This window comes from Enterocloster alcoholdehydrogenati (assembly GCF_013282095.1).
Lineage (GTDB): Bacteria > Bacillota > Clostridia > Lachnospirales > Lachnospiraceae > Enterocloster > Enterocloster alcoholdehydrogenati.
Window position 1 is genome coordinate 333,732 of the sequence record NZ_BLTJ01000002.1, and the last position, 18,985, is coordinate 352,716.

Here is an 18,985-nt window from a genome sequence, read left to right on the forward strand (position 1 = left end):
ACTCCTCCTGCTCGTATTCTGTATTTACAACGTATCTACCCGTATCTTCAGCACAATCTTTTTCACATCCTCCGCCTGGCCCATCTGACAGCAGGGACGGTGTACATCTTCCGGGAAAAAGATCGCATAGCAGCCGTCTGTCATGGGAAGCATGATCTCGTTTACGGAAGCATCCTCTTTGTAAAAGAGAACATCATTTTTATCTAACTGGTCCTCCAATACCTCCACCTTTTTCTGATCCGGATAAAAACCAATATACTCATGGCCATGAACCATATACTGGACATCGATATATTTTTTATGTACCTCCGGACGTTTTGTCTCCTTAGGACCTGTGGTGATCTCATTGATCTGAAGGATCAGACGCTCCCCGTCCAACGGGTATTTGCCATGGTGCATATCCGTTACATCCGTCTCTTTTAAGATCTGAATCGCTTTCTGGATTGTCTCTGAATAGGCGCTGCTGCTTTCCGGCGCATGGATATTTCCGTAGATCATTGCTCATATCTTCCTTTCACATGGTTTGCATTTCATTTCAATCTCTGTATTTCCGTTTTGCAATCGATTGCTGATTGTATTATTAGAATAGCAGAGATATTTTGAAAAATCAACCTGCTTTTTCACCAGTTTTCGTCCCATATTTTTGTGTATTTTTTATATTTCAGTATTTTTCTTTCACTTTTTTTGAAATCGATTGCAAATCAAAGAAACAGCTTATAAACATACGAAGCGATTTAATCAGCAAAAAACACCCGGTCATCTGGATAATATGACCGGGCGAACATAGCAGCACATATTACAATGGTTCATACTTCAGGTTGTCTCACGCTCGATGATTTCAGTCAAGAGGAGGATCTGGCGGGGATCGGCATTTCCCTCCAGTGCGGAAAGGAGCACGCGGGAGGCGTTTCTGCTTACCTCCACTAATTTGTTATCCAGCGTCGTAAGCTGCGGAGTGCAGATTTTCCCATACAGCGTATTGTCTGCGCCGATGACCGCAATCTGCTGCGGAACCCGGACTCCCCGCCTGCCCATGGCTTTTAAGCCTCCTATGGCCAGAAGATCTACGGAATAGATGATCCCCTCCGCCTGGGGAACCTGCTCTAATATCTTCTCTGTGATCTCATCCCCCAGATTCATGGTGCGCTCCGGATCCAGATCCTTTTCCCAGCCCGCATGGGCGTAATAAACCGGCTGTTTTTCCTGCGGTATTCCCAGTTCTTCCATCCCCCGGCGGTAGCCTCTCAGCTTGCTGCGGTTGGAGGGCGTATCCTGATCCTGGACGTATACGATCATCCGCTTCCCTTTTCCCGCAAGAAGCTGGACGCACTGCTCCATCCCCCGTTCTTCATCTGCTATGACGGAATATACCCCCGGCAGATCCAGCCATCCGTTCACAATGGCTGTCGGCACATCGGGAAGGTGTTTAATCAGGCTCTCCCTGACCTTTGGGGTTCCAAACATGGAGCCCATCAGAATAACGCCCTCCACGCGCCGCTGCTCCAGGATACGGATATAATCCGCTTTCTTTTTCGGATCCGTTCCTGTGCTGAGGGTGATACAGGTATATCCCCGGCGGGTCATCTCCTGCTCGATCACATAAGCCGATTCCGTATGGTGGGATACCCGTATATCCTCGATCAGTATCCCTATGATCCTGGAGGCCTGCGTCACCAGGCCTCTGGCAGCCTCATTGGGGATGTACTGATACTTTTCAAGCAGCTCTGCCACCTTTTTTCTGGTTTCCTCACGGATCCCCGATTTATGGTTCACAACCCTGGAAACCGTGCTGGCCGACACTCCGGCCTCTTTTGCGATGTCGTAAATTGTTTTTATCGTTTCCATGCTTCTGGTTTAAACATCCCCTTCCGCTGCCGCAAACTGACTGTTATAGATCTCTGCGTAAAATCCGCCGGCTTTAAGCAGCTCTTCATGACGGCCTTGTTCCACAATGCGTCCCTCCCGCATCACAAGGATCACATCCGCCTCCCGGATGGTGGAAAGCCTGTGGGCTACGATAAAGCTGGTGCGTCCCTCCATCATCCTGGAAAATGCCTTCTGAACCTGAATCTCTGTTCGGGTATCAATGGAAGAGGTAGCTTCGTCCAGAATCAGCATGGGCGGCAGACAGAGCATGACTCTGGCAATGCATAAAAGCTGTTTCTGGCCCTGAGACAGGTTTCCTCCATCCTCGCGGATCACCGTGTCATACCCCTTTGGCATACGCATGATAAAGCTGTGGGCATGGGCCTCTTTTGCCGCCTGGATGATCTCCTCCTCTGTGGCCTCCGGCCGGCCGTAGGATATGTTCTCCCGGATGGTGCCGGATTTTAACCAGGTTTCCTGAAGGACCATGCCATAGCTGGCTCTGAGGCTCTCCCGCGTCACATCCCGGATATCGGCGCCTTCCACGCGCACAGCGCCCTGATCTACATCGTAAAACCGCATAAGAAGGTTGATGACTGTGGTCTTTCCGCAGCCGGTCAGGCCTACAATAGCCACCCGCTGGCCCGGCTTTACTGTAAGGTTTAAATCCTCGATCAGGGGCCGGCGGGGCGTGTAGGAAAAACTTATATGGTCAAGTTCTACATTGCCCTCTACATTTTTTAATTCCACAGCATTTTCCCGGTCTTTCGGAATGGTCTTTTCATCCATGAGTTCAAAGACTCTGGCGGCGGAAGCCAGCGCATTCTGCAGTTCCGTTACTACTCCGGAGATCTCGTTAAACGGCTTTGTATACTGGTTTGCGTAGCTTAAAAAGCTGGTGAGCTGGCCAATGGTAAGAATCCCATGAATAGCTCCCAAAGCTCCGGTGATTCCTACTGCCGCATATACCATGCTGTTGACAAAGCGGGTGGCCGGATTGGTGACGGAAGAAAAAAAGGTAGCTCTTAAGGTATAGCCTGCCAGACGGCCGTTGATCTCCTCAAAGCGTTTCTGCGCCTCCTTCTGGTAGCCAAAGGCCTGGACTACTTTCATATTTCCCAGCATCTCGTCTGTCAGGGTTGTAAGCTCTCCCCGTGTTTCGGACTGGCGCTTAAACATCACAAAGGTCTTTTTTGCAATAAAGCTTGCTACAAACAGCGAGATCGGCGTCAGCACTACCACTGCCGCTGTGATAAGCGGCTGAATGGATATCATGAAGATCAGCGTTCCCAAAATAGTCAAAACACCTGTAAATAACTGGGTAAATCCTAACAGCAGGCCCTCGGTGAACTGGTCGATGTCTGCGATAATCCGGCTGATGATATCTCCCGCCGGATGGGAATCAATGTAGCTTAATGGCAGGATCTCCAGCTGGTTAAATGCTCTGGTTCGGATATCCTTTGATACCCGGTAAGTAATGGTATTGTTAATGTGGTTCATCAGCCACTGGCTGACCGCCGTCAGGGCCATTGTGACCAGGATGGTGCGGATGATGCCAAACAGGCTGGAAAAATCCACCTGTCCCGCGCCAATAATCTGATCCACTGCCCGCCCTGTAAGAATTGGGATATAAAGCGTCAGAGCCACCGTAGCTACGGCTAAAGACAAGGACAGCAGCACCGCAGGCCGGTAGCCTTTTATATACTGGAGAATCCTCTTAAGGGTCTGTATGTTCTTATTTTTATCGGGCTTTATCTGTTTACTGCTGCTCATCCCGTTCCACCTCCTCTTTTGAAAGCTGGGACAGACAGATCTCCCGGTAAACCTCACAAGTCTTAAGAAGCTCCCTGTGTGTTCCCATGCCGGCCAGGCGGCCGTCATCCAGCACCAGGATCTGGTCTGCGTTTCGGATGGCAGAGGCTCGCTGGGATACGATAAACACTGTCATGTCCTTTGTCCGGCTGCGGATGGCCTTTCTCAGCCTGGCGTCTGTTGCAAAGTCCAGGGCGGAGGCGCTGTCATCCAGAATCAGAATCTGCGGGCAACGCACCAGAGCCCTGGCGATGGTAAGGCGCTGGCGCTGACCTCCGGAAAGATTATGTCCGCCCTGATCAATGGGAAGCTCCAGCCCCTGGCCTTTCTGGTCTACAAAATCCCTTGCCTGGGCTGTTTCCAGCGCCGCGTAAATTTCTTCATCCGAAGCATCCGGTTTTCCCCAGCGCATATTTTCCCGGAGCGTCCCTTTAAAGAGCACCGCCTTCTGGGGCACGGTGCCGATCACCGAACGAAGCGTTTCCATGGAATATTCTCTTACATCTGTGCCGTCCACCAGAACCTGACCTTCCCCGGCGTCATAAAACCGTGGGATCAGGTTTACAAGGCTGGATTTGCCGGAGCCTGTGCCTCCGATGACGCCGACGGTCTGTCCCCTCATGGCCTTAAATGAAACACCGGAGAGAGAATCTGACTTGGATCCTCCATAGGCGAAACTTACATTTGCAAACTCTACCTTGGGGAAGGCCGGATGATCCTGTGAGATTTTTTCTCCATCCTTCAGGCTGCTCTCCATCTGAAAGACTCCGTCTACCCGTTTCATACAGGCCACCGCCTTGGAGATCAGGATGATCAGGTTTGCCATCTTAATCAGCTCCACCAGGATCTGGGACATATAGTTTACAAGCGCAATCACCTGTCCCTGGCTGATGATGCCAGAGTCCGTCTGCTGTCCGCCCACCCAGATCACCACCACGGTAGCCAGGTTAATAATCACATAGGTAACAGGATTCAGCAGGGCAGATATCTTTCCTACAAAGACCTGCATCTGCACCAGGCCGCTGTTTTCCTTCTCAAACTTCTCCTTTTCGCTGTCCTGCCGGTTAAAAGCCCGAATCACCCGGACGCCCATGAGATTTTCTCTCGTAGTAAGAAGAACCCGATCCAGCTGTCTTTGGACGGATTGATATAAAGGCATACTGACCAGCATAATGCCAAATACGATCACACACAGCACCGGTATCGTCACTGCAAAGACCATAGCGGCTCTTACATCTACCGTAAAAGCCATGATCATGGCTCCAAATACCACAAAGGGAGACCGCAGCAGCAGGCGCAGCGTCATATTGATACCATTCTGCACCTGGTTGATATCACTTGTCATGCGGGTAATCAGCGTGGAGGCGCCTATCTGGTCGATTTCTGTATAAGACAGACCGGCTATATGAGAAAAGAGATTATTTCTCATGGCCGTAGCCGCCCCTGTGGCCGCCCTGGCCGCAAAATACTGCGCCGTCAGGGAGCAGGCCAGACCGATGATCCCAAGGAGCACCAGAATCCCTCCCATCCGCAGCACATAGGATACGTCCCGGCCGCGGATACCCACATCTACCATACTTGCAACCACTAAAGGCACAAGCAATTCAAAGCTGGCCTCCAGCATTTTAAAAAGAGGGCCCAGGAGACTTTCCTTCCTGTAAGCCTTCATGTAACTGAGCAATCGCTTCATTGCCACTTCTCCTGTCTTAAAATTTTGTTACGGGATCTGCTCCTCTGCCCTGCCGTCCATAAATTCCCTGTGTTCTGTCCAGAAATAATTGATCTCTGCGCCCAGAAAGAGAATACACAGGCAGAAATACAGCCATAAAAGCAGAAGGACGATGGCTGCCAGGCTCCCGTACATATAGGAATATCCGCCGCCTCCCATCCGGTTAAAATAGATGGAAAAAGCAAAGGAAAAGAGCAGCCACCCCAGGGTGGAAAAAAGAGCGCCGGGAATCTGATCCCTGACCCTCAGCCGTTTCTCCGGCACAAAGGTATATATCCCCAGAAAGAACACAAACAGCACCAGAAAAAACCAGATGGCCCGCAGGTCGATAAACGTTCCGGTGATGACCCCCACAAAGGGAAAATGAGCCTCCAGAAAGCCCTGCAGGATCTGTCCAAAGACCAGAAGGATCAGTGAAAGAAGGCACACGGCCACAAAAACGATGGTATAGCCGCAGCAGATCAGACGGCTGATCACATACCAGTACTTATCTTCCTTTCCCCAGACCCGATCCAGCCCCCGCGCCATGCTGAACATCCCGCGTCCTGCGGACCACAGCGCCGTCACTGCCGTAACAGAGATCATGGTGGCTGGAGATTTCAAGGACAGATCATTTACAATGCGAAAAGCCAGGGACTTGTAATCTGCCGGGGTCAGTTCTACCACCAGTTCCAGAACTTCCGCCTGGGAGATAGCGGGGATCATCTGGACTGCGGTCAGAAGCAGCATAATAAAAGGAACAAAGGACAGCATCACAAAAAAGGAGACCTGAGCCGCATACACGGTCATCTCATCCGTCTTATATTTATCATAGATCTTTTTTCCTCTTATGATCCATGCCATCATCCTCATCCCCCTTTCTGACCGAACCCATTTTAAAAACAGGCTACCAGGTCTCACGAAACCCGCTCTCTTTCGTCTGAACCGGAAGCTCCTCTGTTTCCATATCCTCAATCTGGATATAGCGTCCTTCTTTTAACCGCAGGATTAAAAGGTCAATATAGTCCTCCGTTCCCTGAACCTCCATCTCTACTCTCCCGTCGCAAAGATTTTTCACCCAGCCCGTCAGGCCCAGATGGCTGGCCAGATAGCAGGCTGTAAAACGAAATCCCACCCCCTGTACCCGGCCGGAGAAATAAATATGTCTGCGGATCTGTTTCATATCATATGTCCTTTCTTTCTCATCTGTGACAAAATGCCCAGGATGCAGATAAAATTCTCAGATGATGCATATCGTCTTAAGCAGACTTTTATGGTTTACATCACATTCTGCGGTGTTCCCTTTAAGTACAGTTTCACATTTTCAAACACCGTCACCGCCCGTTTTACCATAGCTTCCCTGGTTGCAAAGGCAATGTGGGGAGTGACGATGGTGTTGGGAGCCGAAAAAAGGGGATGATCTGCTGCCACTGGCGGCTCATTTTCAAATACATCCACGCAGGCTCCTGCAATTCTTCCCGCCTTTAAAGCTTCTGACAGCGCGTTAGCGTCCGTCACCGGCCCTCTGGCCGTGTTGATGAGCACAGCACTTTTCTTCATCTTTTGAATCTCTTCCGCTCCAATCATGCCTCTGGTAGCGTCATTTAAAGGCACATGGAGAGAAATGATATCGCTTTCCTCTAAAAGTGTATCCAGCTCCACATAGGTTATGCCGGGGATCTCCTTAACCGTCCGGCTGAAGGCAAGCACCCGGCAGCCAAAGGCCTGTGCGATGGCTGCTACCCGCAGGCCGATCGCACCAGTGCCGATAACGCCGAAGGTCTTTCCCTCCAGTTCAAAACCCACCAGGCCATCTTTTGTTCCCCCCCTGCGGCAGACGCTGTCGCAGGGGATAATATTCCGGTACAGGCTGATCAGAAGGCCGAACACCAGATCTGCCACCGCGCAGGTGGAATAGCCGGCACAGTTGCACACGGTAATCCCCCGCGCTCTGCAGGCTGCCATGTCGATATGATCTACCCCTGTAAATGCCACTGATAAAAGTTTCAGATTCCTGCATCCCCGGATAACATCTCCATTTAAGGAAAGATTAGACACCACGATCACATCCGCGTCCTCTCCCCTTTGGATCAGCTCGTTTGTATCCGTTGTCCTTGTATCATAATATACAATCTCCATCCGGCCGCTTAGTGCCTCCTGTGCCATGGAAAGCAGCTTTTCCTTTTCTACGCCCAAGGGCTCAATAATCACCAGCTTCATCTTTTATGTACCTCCATTAAAATGACCCGGCCATACAGCCGGGTCGTATCGCGCTTTCTTGATTATATAGCAGGCGGAAGATTTTTACAAGTATCAGCCTTTTTATCTTCCTCAAAAAGCAGGCGCAGTTTCCTTCCAGAAAAGCCTTTTCCTTCTCTCGTAAAATAGGGGGTGCCATGGGGACCGACCTCATAATACTTGTTTGACAAATGCACACTCCAGGCTGGATCCTCCCGATCCATCTCTGTAATGGCATAATCCAGCCATTTTAAAAGCTCTGTATCCTCTTTTCAGAGCATTACATAAAAAGGCTCATTCCCACTTTCTCCTTCTTACTAATCATTATAAAGTAATTTTCTTTCCAGTGCAACTGGGCGGAAAATCTATTTTCTAATTGCACAGGTACCTGATATTTCAATAAAAAAAACCTCCAAAGCCGCAAATCTTCGCGGCCCGGAGGGTTTTTTGTGCTGCTTAGTATACAAGCTTATCCAGCTCTTTTACGTGCTCTGTTTCATTAGAGTTCTTATGATGCGCCTTGGAAGCGTAAAGGTTTACCGCTGCCTGGGACTTCTTTACTGGCTGCATGGTTCCGGCTCCGGCTACACAGCCGCCGGGACAGGCCATACCCTCTAACAGATAGCCGTTGTATTTTCCAAGAGTGGCCATCTTAAGAAGCTGACGGCATTCCTTTAAGCCTTCCGCGTTTGCGATTTTTACCTCGCGATCCGGGTATTTTTCATGGATCACATCTGCAACAGACTTGGCAACGCCTCCCGCTACCGCAAAATTTCTTCCATCGGCAGAAGCGTCGTTTACACCGTCGGGATCTTCCTCGATGTTTTCAATATCCACGTGCTTTGCATCAAAGATTCCATCCATCTCCTCAAAGGTAAGAACAAAATCCACCTCGCTGCGCACAGACTTTCTCATGGCCTCCAGTTTCTTTGCGGCGCAGGGGCCGATGAACACGATCTTAGCGTCCGGATGCTCCTGCTTGATCAGTCTGGCAGTCAGCACCATGGGGGTCAGGGCCATGGAAATACAGTTGGCGTGCTCTGGGAAAAGCTTCTTTGCCATCACTGACCAGGCAGGACAGCAGGAAGTAGCCATAAATGGAAGCTTCTCTGGAACCTCCTCTATAAAGTCATTGGCCTCCTGGGTCGCGCACAGGTCAGCACCGATGGCTACCTCAAATACATCCGTAAAGCCCAGAGCCTTCATAGCTGCGCGAAGCTTTCCGGGGGTTACCTTTGGCCCGAACTGGCCTACAAAAGCAGGAGCAACGGCTGCATAAACCTTCTCACCGGACTGGATGGAACGGATCACCTGGAAGATCTGGGACTTGTCCGCAATGGCGCCGAAGGGACAATTTACAAGACACTGGCCGCAGGAAACGCACTTCTCATAGTCAATATCCGCCTTGCCGTTCTCGTCTGAATGAATGGCGTCCATACCGCAGGCAGCTGCACAGGGGCGCTCCTGTGTGATGATGGCCTTGTAGGAACAGACAGTGGCGCACTTTCCGCACTTGATGCACTTGTCTTCATCAATATGGGAACGGCCATTGGTGCGGTCTAAATGAATAGCGTCCTTTGGACAGACTTCCACGCAGGGGTGTGCCAGACAGCCCTGGCAGCCGTCAGTTACATAAACTCTCTTTTCCTTGCAGGCATTGCAGGCAAACTTGATCACATTGATTAAAGGCGGGGTGTAATAGGTCTCTGCCTTATCTGCTGCCTCAATATTATCAGAAAGAGGCGCGTGCTCTGCAGCGCTGCGGCTGGGAAGTCCCATGGCAAGGCGCAGTCTCTCACCTACGATGGCACGCTCCAGAAATACATCGTTGCGGAAATTTCCCACCTCACCGGGAATAATTTTATATGGAAGTTCTTCAATCCGCTTGTCTACCGGCCATTCGGTGTGGTAAGCCATACGGGCAACTTCACGGAAAATTCTGTGGCGGATCTCCTGGATCCTGGTCTCTACTCCTCTCATGTTATGTATCCTCACTTGTCTATTTTTTGTCAAACTACATTATATGCAGTAAAAAAGGCGATTGCAAGCCTTTTTCTGCATACAATCGCCTTGTACCGTTAAAAATACACGTTTGACGGTCACTCCGTCAGCCGTACCTCTTCTGCTGGCAGCGTAAACGTAAACACAGCCCCATGGGGCACGTGATCGCTGATGGTAATGGTTCCTCCATGTGCGTTTACAATGGATTTGCACAGAGAAAGCCCAAGTCCCAGACTGCGCCTGCTGTCTACGATCCGATTGGCCCCGCTGTAAAACATATCAAACAGCTTTTGCTTGTTTTCGTCGGGAACGCCGGGGCCGTCGTCTGCTACCGCGATCACTGCCCACTTTCCGTCTTTTCTGGTTGCAACAGCAATGTGAGATCCCGCAGGGGTATACTTAATAGCATTATTTACCAGATTGATCACCACCTGAACGATCAGCTTGGCATCCATCCGGGCCAGGAGAAACTCATCCTCATGGCTGACGGTAATGGTATGCTCTGAGCTTTTCCGGTCTACGTGGTTTAAAGCCTCCTTTACCACCTCATCCACCAGCTCTGCAGACATATTCAGATTCAGTCTGCCCTCTTCCAGACGCGTAACAGAAAGGAGGTTCTCCACCAGATTGATCAGCCACATGGAGTCATCATAAATATCCTGATAGAGGCTCTGTCTGGTAGCTTCGTCGAAGGAAGGGCTGTTGGAAAGCAGGTTGCTGGCATTTCCTGAAATCGAAGTAAGCGGGGTGCGCAGATCGTGGGAAATGGCCCTTAGAAGCTGAGAACGAAGCTGCTCATTTTTTGCCAGCAGGGCCGCCTCCTGCTTTTCCCAGGCATTCTTTTCATTTTCCAGCGCCAGAGCGCACTCGCCCAGAATGGAAAGAAGGATGCTGTTCTCAAAGGCTGCAAGCGGCTGATTCCCGATTACAATGCCCACCACCCCATAAACCGTATCATTGACCCGCACAGCCAGGTACAGACAGCTGGCGTGAGACAGGTTCCGCGTCGTGGCTCCCGCATGGCGGTTATTATCAAAGGCCCACTGGGCGGCCTTTTTCTCCTCCAAAGACGTATAGGCCTCCGGTATATCATCTCCCTCTGTCCGAAAAACCTTCGGAGTCCCCAGCTTTCCATCCTTTACCAGATAAAAGATGATATCCCGGTCCAGAAGCTTAATCAGCTGATGGGCCGTGGCGCTGACAATCTCATTGCGGGTCTTTTTCTGCTGCAGAAGCTGATTGGTTTCAAAGAGGACTCTTGTCCGAAAGGCTACATGAGCCAGCTGCCTGGAACTTCTTTTCATTCTGGACGCAAGGGTGCCTGTGAGAAAAGCCGCTACAAACATGATGAGAAATGTAACCGGATATCCCCGGTCATAAGCCACCAGCGTATATTTAGGAGCTGTAAAAAGGAAATTAAACACCAGCACACTGACAATGGCTGCAATCAGGCTGTAGATCTGATTGCGGATGGTAACGGAAATAATCAGCACCGCCAGTACAAAGACTGTGATAATATTTGCCTCATCAAACCCAAGCTGTTCAAACAGGGTTCCAATACAGCTGGCTGCCGCCAGTCCCAGAATACTTTTTGTGATGTCTCCCACAGACAGCACCAGAGCGCTCTGTATGTTTTTGCGGCTGAAACCGGCCGTTTCCGCCATCTGACAGGGGATGATATAGATATCCATATTGGGAGCATTTGCGATCAGCTGTTCCGTCAGGGGCTGCTTTCCCCAGAAATGGCTGCGCTCCGTTACACTTCTTCCGATCACAATCTTGGTAATACCGGACAGCCGGGCAAATTCTGAAATCTGAAACGCAATATCATCCCCGCAGGTTGTCTCGATCTTGGCTCCCAGTTTTTTTGCCAGACGGACGTGACTGCGAAGCCTGCTCCTGTCTTCTTCATCCATCCTCTGAGACTGAGATGTCTCAACATACAGAGCTGTAAACTCCCCCTTGAACGCTTCCGCCATCCGGGCTGCCGCCTGGATAATCGTTTTGTTTGCTGGAGAAGAGGACAGACATACCAGAATATGTTCCTGCTGCGTCATAGCTCTTCACCTTTCCTTTCTTTCTCTTCGTGAACCGCCGCCATCATTTCCATACGGTCAAACACCAGTCCCGTCTCATTCAGCATGGCGGTAATAAGGCTGTATTCAAAAGGCGGTATCTCCCTGCGCTCCTCCAGCGCGATTCCCACCACGCCGTATACCCGGTCGCCGCTCTTTACAGGGAGATAGATGGCTTTGGCATCTGGAAGGGTATGGGTACAGGCTCCGGCCCTCTTTCCACGGACAGCCGTCCACATGGCCACTGCCCGTTCCTGCTGGTTTAAAAACTCCTCAACCTGCATATGACCTTCGCCGTCTGCCGGAAGGAAATACGGTCCCTCCAGCCCGCCATCTGAGTAGAGATAAAAAAGCACAGGCAGTCCCAGCATCTTCTTGATCTGCCCGCTTACCTCTTTCACCACTTCCTTTTTCTCCCGAACCCGGCGGAGCCTGCGGCTGTTATCCAAAAGGATCTCTGTGCGGTATGCCTTTTTTGCCATCTCCTTTGAATGGCTGCGAACCTTGCTCATCAGAGAAGAGGTAATTAACGCCGCTGCCAGCATGACAGCCGCCGTGACCGGATATTCCCTGCCTTCCATCTGGAAACTGTAAAAAGGCTCTGTAAAGCAAAAATTAAACAACAGCACACTGAGTACAGAGGCAACCACCAGACAGATGCGCCGGGATGTATTCATGGCAGCCAAAAGGATTCCCAGAAGATAAAGCATAATAATGTTGGATTCTGACATTTTAAAATACTGAAAGATCATTCCGACTGCCGTAGAAACGCCCAGAGCCAGAATACATTTCAGCCAGTCGCCCCCGATGCCCTGCATGAAGCGTTCCGGCTTATCTTTTTTCTTTTTTCCATATCCCGCATAGAATCCCCGTTTTTTGCGTATTCCTCCGTTCTCTATGTCCGGTATGATATAAATGTCCAGACGCGGGGCATACTGAGCCACCCGGTCTGCCAGAGAACCCTTGGTCTGTCCAAAGAGAATCTTATGGTTGGTTCTCCCCAGCACTACTTTTGATACATTGCTGAGCTTGGCGTATTCTGCAATCTGCCCTGCAATATCTTCCCCAAATACCGTGGCGATTTTGGCTCCCAGGGCCTTTGCCAGATGGATATTTTCCTCCACCATCCGCTTTGTCTGGGGATCCGCCTCCTGAAGAGAAGGCGTCTCTACATATAGAGCCGTAAATTCTCCCCTGAAAGCGTAGGCCAGCCTGGAAGCAGTCCGAATCACCTTCGCACAGGTAGGAGACGGCGAAATACAGGTCAGCACGTGCTCACCTGTATGGTAATCCGCTCCTCCTCTGTTTTCCCGCTCCAGCACAGCCAAGCGGTTTACCCGGTCTGCCGTGCGCCTTAAGGCAATCTCCCTTAAAGCGATCAGCTTTTCCTCCGCGAAAAAATGATCCAGTGCCCGCTCAGCCTGGGCTGCATGATAGATCTTGCCTTCCTTCAGCCTCTGTAAAAGATCTGACGGTTCAATGTCAATGAGCTCCACCTGATCCGCCTGGTCAAAGATCCCATCCGGAATTCGTTCTCTAACCCGGATTCCCGTTATGCTTCCGATCTGGTCATTCAGACTTTCCAGATGCTGAATATTCAGCGTTGTATACACGCTGATCCCGGCCTGAAGCAGTTCCTCCACATCTTGATACCGTTTCTCGTGGCGCAGTCCGGGAGCATTGGTATGGGCCAGCTCATCCACCAGAATCAGTTTCGGCTTTCTCTTTAACGCCTCATCCAGATCAAACTCCCTCAGGCGGATTCCCTTGTATTCAACCATAAGAGGCGGAAGGTTCTCCAGCCCTTCCGCCATAGCAAGTGTTGCCGGGCGGTCATGAGGCTCGATATAGCCGGCCACCACTTCCCCGCCCTTTTCCCGGATCGTCTGAGCCGCTTCCAGCATGGCGTATGTCTTGCCTACGCCGGCCGCATATCCCAGAAAAATCTTTAATTTTCCCTTTTGCTCTTTTTTTCGCTTCTCTTCTTCCTGCCTGATCTTCTTTAAAAGAAGCTCCGGATCCGGCCTGTTATCTTCCATGGCAACCTCCTTATGCTGTGATTCCCAGTTTCTTTGCCAGATCCAGGTTCAGCTCCAGCACATTGACTCTTTCCTCGCCGAAGATGCCAAGCAGCTTGTGCTCTGTATGCGCCTCTACCAGCTTATTTACTTCCCCTTCATCAAGGCCTGAGGCAGCCGCCACAATCGGAACCTGGATCCGTGCGGCTGCCGGGCTGATATGGGGATCCAATCCAGAGCCGGATGCTGTAAAGAGGTCTGCCGGAATCTCCTCCGTCAGTTCCTTTCCGGTAGCTTTTTTATACTCCTCCTTAAAGGCGGCTACCGCTTCCTCCACTCTGTCAGTCAGTTTCTCATTGGTAGGGCCGTAGTTGTAGGTTCCGGAAGCTACGCCTGTGTAGCTTCCATTTTCCTTTTCCTCATCCGTATAAACATTGTAATTCACAGATGAAGGTCTTCCCTTAAAGAACCGTGGATCCTCCCATTTTTGTCCAACCAGTTCTGAACCAATGGCCGTTCCATCTGCGTAGATCAGGCTTCCATTGGCCTTCTCCTTAAAAAAGGTCTGGGCCAGTATGGTAGTGACCGCCGGATATACCACGGAGCTTAAGACAGCCATAAGCACTGTCAGGATTACCGCTCCCTTTAATGTCTTTAAAAATTGTTTCATGCTCCTGTTCCTCCTCATTCATAGCCTGCGGAAATGACCTTTACAATCCCATCATTCCAACAAGCGGAGCGATCAAAAGATCAATGATCTTGATTCCAATAAAGGGCACGATAATTCCGCCCACTCCGTAGATTCCCATATTCTTAAGCAGCATACGCTCAGAGCTCATGGGCCTGTACTTCACTCCGCGCATGGCAATGGGAATCAGACCGGGAATAATGAGGGCGTTAAAGATCAGCGCAGACAGGATCGCGCTGTAGGGGCTGGAAAGTCCCATAATATTCAGCCTCTCCATCTGGGGGATCACCATCATAAACATAGCGGGAATGATTGCAAAATACTTTGCCACATCATTTGCGATACTGAAGGTCGTCAGCGAACCGCGGGTGATCAGCAGCTGTTTTCCGATCTCCACCACTTCCAGAATCTTGGTAGGGTCTGAATCAAGATCCACCATATTGGCTGCCTCTTTTGCTGCAGCGGTTCCGGAATTCATCGCCAGGCCGACATCTGCCTGCGCCAGAGCCGGAGCATCATTGGTTCCGTCGCCAGTCATTGCCACGATTTTTCCTTCCAGCTGCTCTTTCTTTATGGCTTCAATCTTATCCTCCGGCTTGCACTCTGCGATGAATCCGTCTACTCCAGCCTCCTTGGCAATAGTGGCCGCTGTCAGAGGATTATCGCCTGTACACATAATCGTCTTAATACCAATCTGGCGCAGCCGCTCAAACCGCTCGGTCAGTCCCGGCTTTACTGTATCCTTCAGATAAATCACGCCGTAGATCACATTTCCCGCGCATACTACCAAAGGAGTGCCTCCCAGCTTGGAAATCTTTGTTACAATCTCTTCCAGATCCTCCGGGATAGTTCCGTTCAGTTCTGCTACACGGGCCTTGATCGCTTCCGAAGCTCCCTTTCTCACTTCCATTCCATTTGAAAGGTTGACGCCGCTCATCTTAGTCTGAGCCGTAAACTCAACAAATTCCATCTGATCTGCAGTGGAAGGATCGATCCGGGTTCCCATGGTATCTGCCAGTTCTACTACCGATTTTCCCTCCGGGGTACTGTCCTTTAAGGACGTCATGACCGCATAGTCGATCAGATCCTCCTTTGAGATTCCCTTTACGGGATAAAACTCTGCCGCCAGACGATTTCCGTATGTAATGGTTCCTGTCTTATCCAGAATCATGGTATCCACGTCTCCGCAGGCTTCTACAGCCTTTCCGCTCATGGCGATCACGTTAAACCGGGTCACACGGTCCATTCCCGCAATACCGATGGCGGAAAGCAGGCCGCCGATGGTAGTGGGGATCAGACACACCAGCAGGGCGATTAGTGTAGAAATCGGAATCCGTGTCTGAGTATAGTCTGCAAAGCAGTGCAGCGTTACAACTACAATCAGAAACACAATAGTCAAACTCACAAGGAGCGTATTTAATGCGATTTCGTTGGGAGTTTTCTGTCGGGATGCACCCTCTACCAGAGAAATCATCTTATCCAAAAATGACTGTCCCGGTTCTGAGGTGATCCGAATCTTTAACCAGTCTGATACAACGGTGGTTCCTCCTGTTACAGAAGAAAAATCTCCGCCTGCCTCTCTTGTCACAGGGGCAGACTCACCGGTGATGGCTGACTCATCTACAGAGGCAATTCCCTCAATGACCTCACCGTCATTTGGAATCAGTTCTCCTGTCTTAACAAGCACCACATCCCCCTTCTTTAACTGAGAAGCCGGAATGACGGTATCCTTTCCGTTTTTGTCCAGCAGACGGGCCGTGGTATCCTTTTTCGTTTTTTTAAGGGTTTCCGCCTGGGCTTTTCCGCGCCCCTCTGCCACGGATTCTGCGAAGTTGGCGAACAGAATCGTCACAAACAAAATAACCGTTACTACTATATTATAAATCCGAAGGTCAGATCCGTCTCCAAAAACCGTTGGAAAAATACTCAGTACCAATGTAATAAAAAATCCGATCTCTACCACGAACATCACTGGATTTTTTATCATGTACCTGGGATCCAGTTTCTGAAAAGCTCCTTTTATGGAGCTGTCCAGAATGTCCTTCGTAATAAATTTAGTCTGTTTCTCTCTTGCCATAGGAATTCCTTTCTACCTGATGTTCCGTCTACATGGGGAACCACAGGATCAAATGCTCTGCGATCGGTCCCAGAGCCAAAGCCGGGAAAAAGGTCAGAGCCGCGAAAATATAGACAATAAACACAAGGGTCATGGTAAAGATCACATTATCCGTACGCAGGGTGCCTGCACTCTCGTTCATGCGGCGCTTTGCAAACAGGCTTCCCGCAATGGCCAGCTGGGCGATAATGGGAATATATCTTCCTAAGAACATTACAATACCCGTTGTGATATTCCAAAATCCTGTGTTGTCTGCCAGTCCCTCAAAGCCGGAACCATTGTTTGCCGCTGAAGAGGCAAACTCATACAGCACCTGGGTCAGACCGTGAAAGCCTGGATTGGTAATTCCTGCAAGTCCTGCCTGGTTTACTACTGCCAGGGCAGAAAAGCCCAGGATCAAAAGGGGATGAAGAATGAGCACGATTACGATCAGCTTCATCTCTCTGCCCTCGATCTTCTTTCCCAGATATTCCGGTGTACGGCCGATCATCAGGCCGCAGAGGAATACCGCCAGAATAGCATACATGATCATATTCATAAAGCCCACGCCCTTACCGCCAAATACGCAGTTGAGCATCATATGCAGCAGCGGTACCATACCGCCCAGAGACGTCAGCGAATCATGCATATTGTTTACAGTACCTGTGGTAAAGGAGGTTGTGACCGTAGTAAACAGAACCGACTGATCGATTCCAAAGCGGACTTCCTTTCCTTCCATATTCCCCATGGCCTGGCTTAAACCTGCGTGCTCCAGAAGCGGATTTCCCGCCTTTTCTGCAAAAAAGCATATGGACAGGCCGATCAGGAACAGAATTGCCATTGCTCCGAGAATCGGTCGTGCCTGATGTCCGATGAGCGCACGCATCTTCTTTGCCTCTGCACCATTCTCTTTCTTTCTGTCATGAAACATCTTTCCAAATACGATCACACAGGCTCCCGGCAGAATCGCCATGGCGTACATCTCTACCAGATTGGTAAGAATCGTCGGATTCTCCAGAGGCGTTGCCGAATTTGCTCCCAGAAAGCCGCCGCCGTTGGTTCCCAGATGCTTAATGGCTACCAGGGCCGCCATAGGTCCCATGGCAATGTCCTGGTTCTTTCCCTCCAGCGTATGCAGCGTAAGGTTGGCTGTATAATTTTCCGGTGTTCCCTGACTTACCAGGATCAGAGCAATAATAATAGAGAAGGGAATCAGCACGCGGGTGGTAATGCGGATGAAATCCTCATGAAAATTTCCCAGATGTGTTCCGCTTCCCGTGATGCCGCGGATAAAAGCCATGCAGGCCGCATATCCTGTGGCAGCGGATGTAAACATCATAAAAATGATGACCAGCGTCTGACTCAAATAGGAAAGTCCCGACTCTCCCGCATAATGCTGGAGGTTTGTATTGGTCATAAAGCTGATAATGGTATTAAAAGCCAGGGTCGGCTCCATTCCTTCAATTCCATTAGGATTTAAAAACAGACTTCCCTGAATACGCAGGATCAGATATCCCGCAAAAATCATCACTGCATTCGTCGTCAGCAGGCTGGCCACATACTGTTTCCAGTTCATCCCCTGTCTATTTATCCCACAGATCTTATAGATCCCGTTATCGATCCTGTTAAATACAGGATCCGCAAATGTTTTTTGGCCTGACGCTATGTGATACAGGTACGTTCCCATGGGAATCACCAGGGCGATATAGATCACAAGCGCCGCTATAATCTGCAACATAACACTTTTTTCCTCCTGTTTGTCATTTATGTGCTGATTTTCACAGCTTTTCCGGGTACACCAGCGCGTACACCAGATACCCGGCAAGTCCTGCCAGGATCAATCCTAAAACGACCATTCCTGCCATATCCATTTCCTCCTTCTGTTTTCTTAACCGCAGCTGAAGAAACGGCCTTTTATCCTTTTTTACCGTTTTCTCCTTCTGTCTGGTCGATACACCAGCCAAGAAAAAGCCTCAGCAGTCCAAAACCGGCCAACAGAGTTCCTATCATTAAAGCGTCCATTATCAAAATGTCCATTATCTATTTCCTCCTTTTGATCCTCAACAGATTATCACAGTTATAATAAAATAGGCGTTAAATATTTAACTCCCAATATTAAGATTGCATTAAGACCTTCCTGATCCCTCATAATAATCCAAACAGCATCGCCGCCGGCAAAGCCGCCAACAGTGTCAGCGCTGAAACCGCAGCCAGCATAAGAAGCGGCACAGCTATAAACATAATGACCATGGTAAGATATGGATGACGGAAGGTAAATCTCTCTGCCCTGCGGTCTAAGGCGGCTTCCACTCTTGCAATTACTCCTCTTCCTGTGCTCATAATATGCTCCTCCTTCCCAGATTTGGATCCAGGGCCTCTTTGCCCCATCCACTGTATGTATCATAGCACGGAAAGGATTAAGAGGGTAAAAGAGTAGGAGGGCTTAAAATTAAGATTTTGTTAAAAGCAGCAGGGGACAGATCT

Annotated in this window: 16 protein-coding genes; all 16 read right to left on the reverse strand. The window is 50.0% G+C overall.

The genetic code is table 11. The features are described from left to right. Positions 1 to 24: 24 nt before the first annotated feature. A complete protein-coding gene (locus HW447_RS03865; protein ID WP_176254009.1) occupies positions 25 to 498 on the reverse strand; it encodes a YhcH/YjgK/YiaL family protein in 474 nt (157 codons plus the stop codon). A gap of 315 nt (positions 499 to 813) precedes the next feature. Continuing rightward, positions 814 to 1,845, reverse strand: a complete 1,032-nt coding sequence (locus HW447_RS03870; RefSeq protein ID WP_243176191.1) for a LacI family DNA-binding transcriptional regulator — start codon at positions 1,843 to 1,845, stop codon at positions 814 to 816. A 9-nt stretch (positions 1,846 to 1,854) separates the two neighbouring features. Beyond that, positions 1,855 to 3,639: an ABC transporter ATP-binding protein gene (locus tag HW447_RS03875; protein WP_176254010.1), complete on the reverse strand. Its 1,785-nt coding sequence runs from the start codon at positions 3,637 to 3,639 to the stop codon at positions 1,855 to 1,857. Continuing rightward, the gene (locus HW447_RS03880) at positions 3,626 to 5,368 is read right to left on the reverse strand and encodes an ABC transporter ATP-binding protein (protein ID WP_176254011.1); all 1,743 of its coding nucleotides are present in this window, start codon (positions 5,366 to 5,368) and stop codon (positions 3,626 to 3,628) included. Before HW447_RS03880 ends, HW447_RS03875 begins: the two co-directional genes overlap by 14 nt. Before the next feature lie 27 nt (positions 5,369 to 5,395). After that, positions 5,396 to 6,253 carry a YihY/virulence factor BrkB family protein gene (locus HW447_RS03885; protein ID WP_176254012.1) on the reverse strand — a complete coding sequence of 286 codons (858 nt, stop codon included), beginning with the start codon at positions 6,251 to 6,253 and terminating at the stop codon, positions 5,396 to 5,398. 40 nt (positions 6,254 to 6,293) lie between these two features. Next, positions 6,294 to 6,569 carry an acylphosphatase gene (locus HW447_RS03890; protein ID WP_176254013.1) on the reverse strand — a complete coding sequence of 92 codons (276 nt, stop codon included), beginning with the start codon at positions 6,567 to 6,569 and terminating at the stop codon, positions 6,294 to 6,296. A gap of 95 nt (positions 6,570 to 6,664) precedes the next feature. Further along, positions 6,665 to 7,606 (reverse strand): 2-hydroxyacid dehydrogenase, encoded by a 942-nt coding sequence (locus tag HW447_RS03895; protein ID WP_176254014.1) that lies wholly within the window; start codon positions 7,604 to 7,606, stop codon positions 6,665 to 6,667. 474 nt (positions 7,607 to 8,080) lie between these two features. Beyond that, positions 8,081 to 9,604, reverse strand: a complete 1,524-nt coding sequence (locus tag HW447_RS03900) for a 4Fe-4S dicluster domain-containing protein (RefSeq protein WP_176254015.1) — start codon at positions 9,602 to 9,604, stop codon at positions 8,081 to 8,083. Between the two features lie 119 nt (positions 9,605 to 9,723). After that, positions 9,724 to 11,682, reverse strand: a complete 1,959-nt coding sequence (locus tag HW447_RS03905; RefSeq protein ID WP_176254016.1) for an ATP-binding protein — start codon at positions 11,680 to 11,682, stop codon at positions 9,724 to 9,726. Further along, on the reverse strand, positions 11,679 to 13,739 hold the full coding sequence (locus HW447_RS03910) for a DUF4118 domain-containing protein (protein ID WP_176254017.1): 2,061 nt from the start codon (positions 13,737 to 13,739) through the stop codon (positions 11,679 to 11,681). Before HW447_RS03910 ends, HW447_RS03905 begins: the two co-directional genes overlap by 4 nt. Before the next feature lie 10 nt (positions 13,740 to 13,749). After that, a complete protein-coding gene (gene kdpC, locus HW447_RS03915; protein WP_176254018.1) occupies positions 13,750 to 14,388 on the reverse strand; it encodes a potassium-transporting ATPase subunit KdpC in 639 nt (212 codons plus the stop codon). Between the two features lie 40 nt (positions 14,389 to 14,428). Then, positions 14,429 to 16,483, reverse strand: coding sequence for a potassium-transporting ATPase subunit KdpB (kdpB, locus tag HW447_RS03920; RefSeq protein ID WP_176254019.1), 2,055 nt, complete (start codon positions 16,481 to 16,483; stop codon positions 14,429 to 14,431). 28 nt (positions 16,484 to 16,511) lie between these two features. Next, complete coding sequence (gene kdpA / locus HW447_RS03925) at positions 16,512 to 18,239, reverse strand: potassium-transporting ATPase subunit KdpA (protein ID WP_176254020.1); 1,728 nt, start codon at positions 18,237 to 18,239, stop codon at positions 16,512 to 16,514. Between the two features lie 40 nt (positions 18,240 to 18,279). Then, a complete protein-coding gene (kdpF, locus tag HW447_RS03930; protein WP_176254021.1) occupies positions 18,280 to 18,372 on the reverse strand; it encodes a K(+)-transporting ATPase subunit F in 93 nt (30 codons plus the stop codon). 43 nt (positions 18,373 to 18,415) lie between these two features. Then, positions 18,416 to 18,538, reverse strand: a complete 123-nt coding sequence (locus HW447_RS18100; protein WP_279285650.1) for a hypothetical protein — start codon at positions 18,536 to 18,538, stop codon at positions 18,416 to 18,418. A 108-nt stretch (positions 18,539 to 18,646) separates the two neighbouring features. Beyond that, positions 18,647 to 18,841, reverse strand: coding sequence for a hypothetical protein (locus HW447_RS03935; RefSeq protein ID WP_176254022.1), 195 nt, complete (start codon positions 18,839 to 18,841; stop codon positions 18,647 to 18,649). Positions 18,842 to 18,985: the final 144 nt, after the last annotated feature.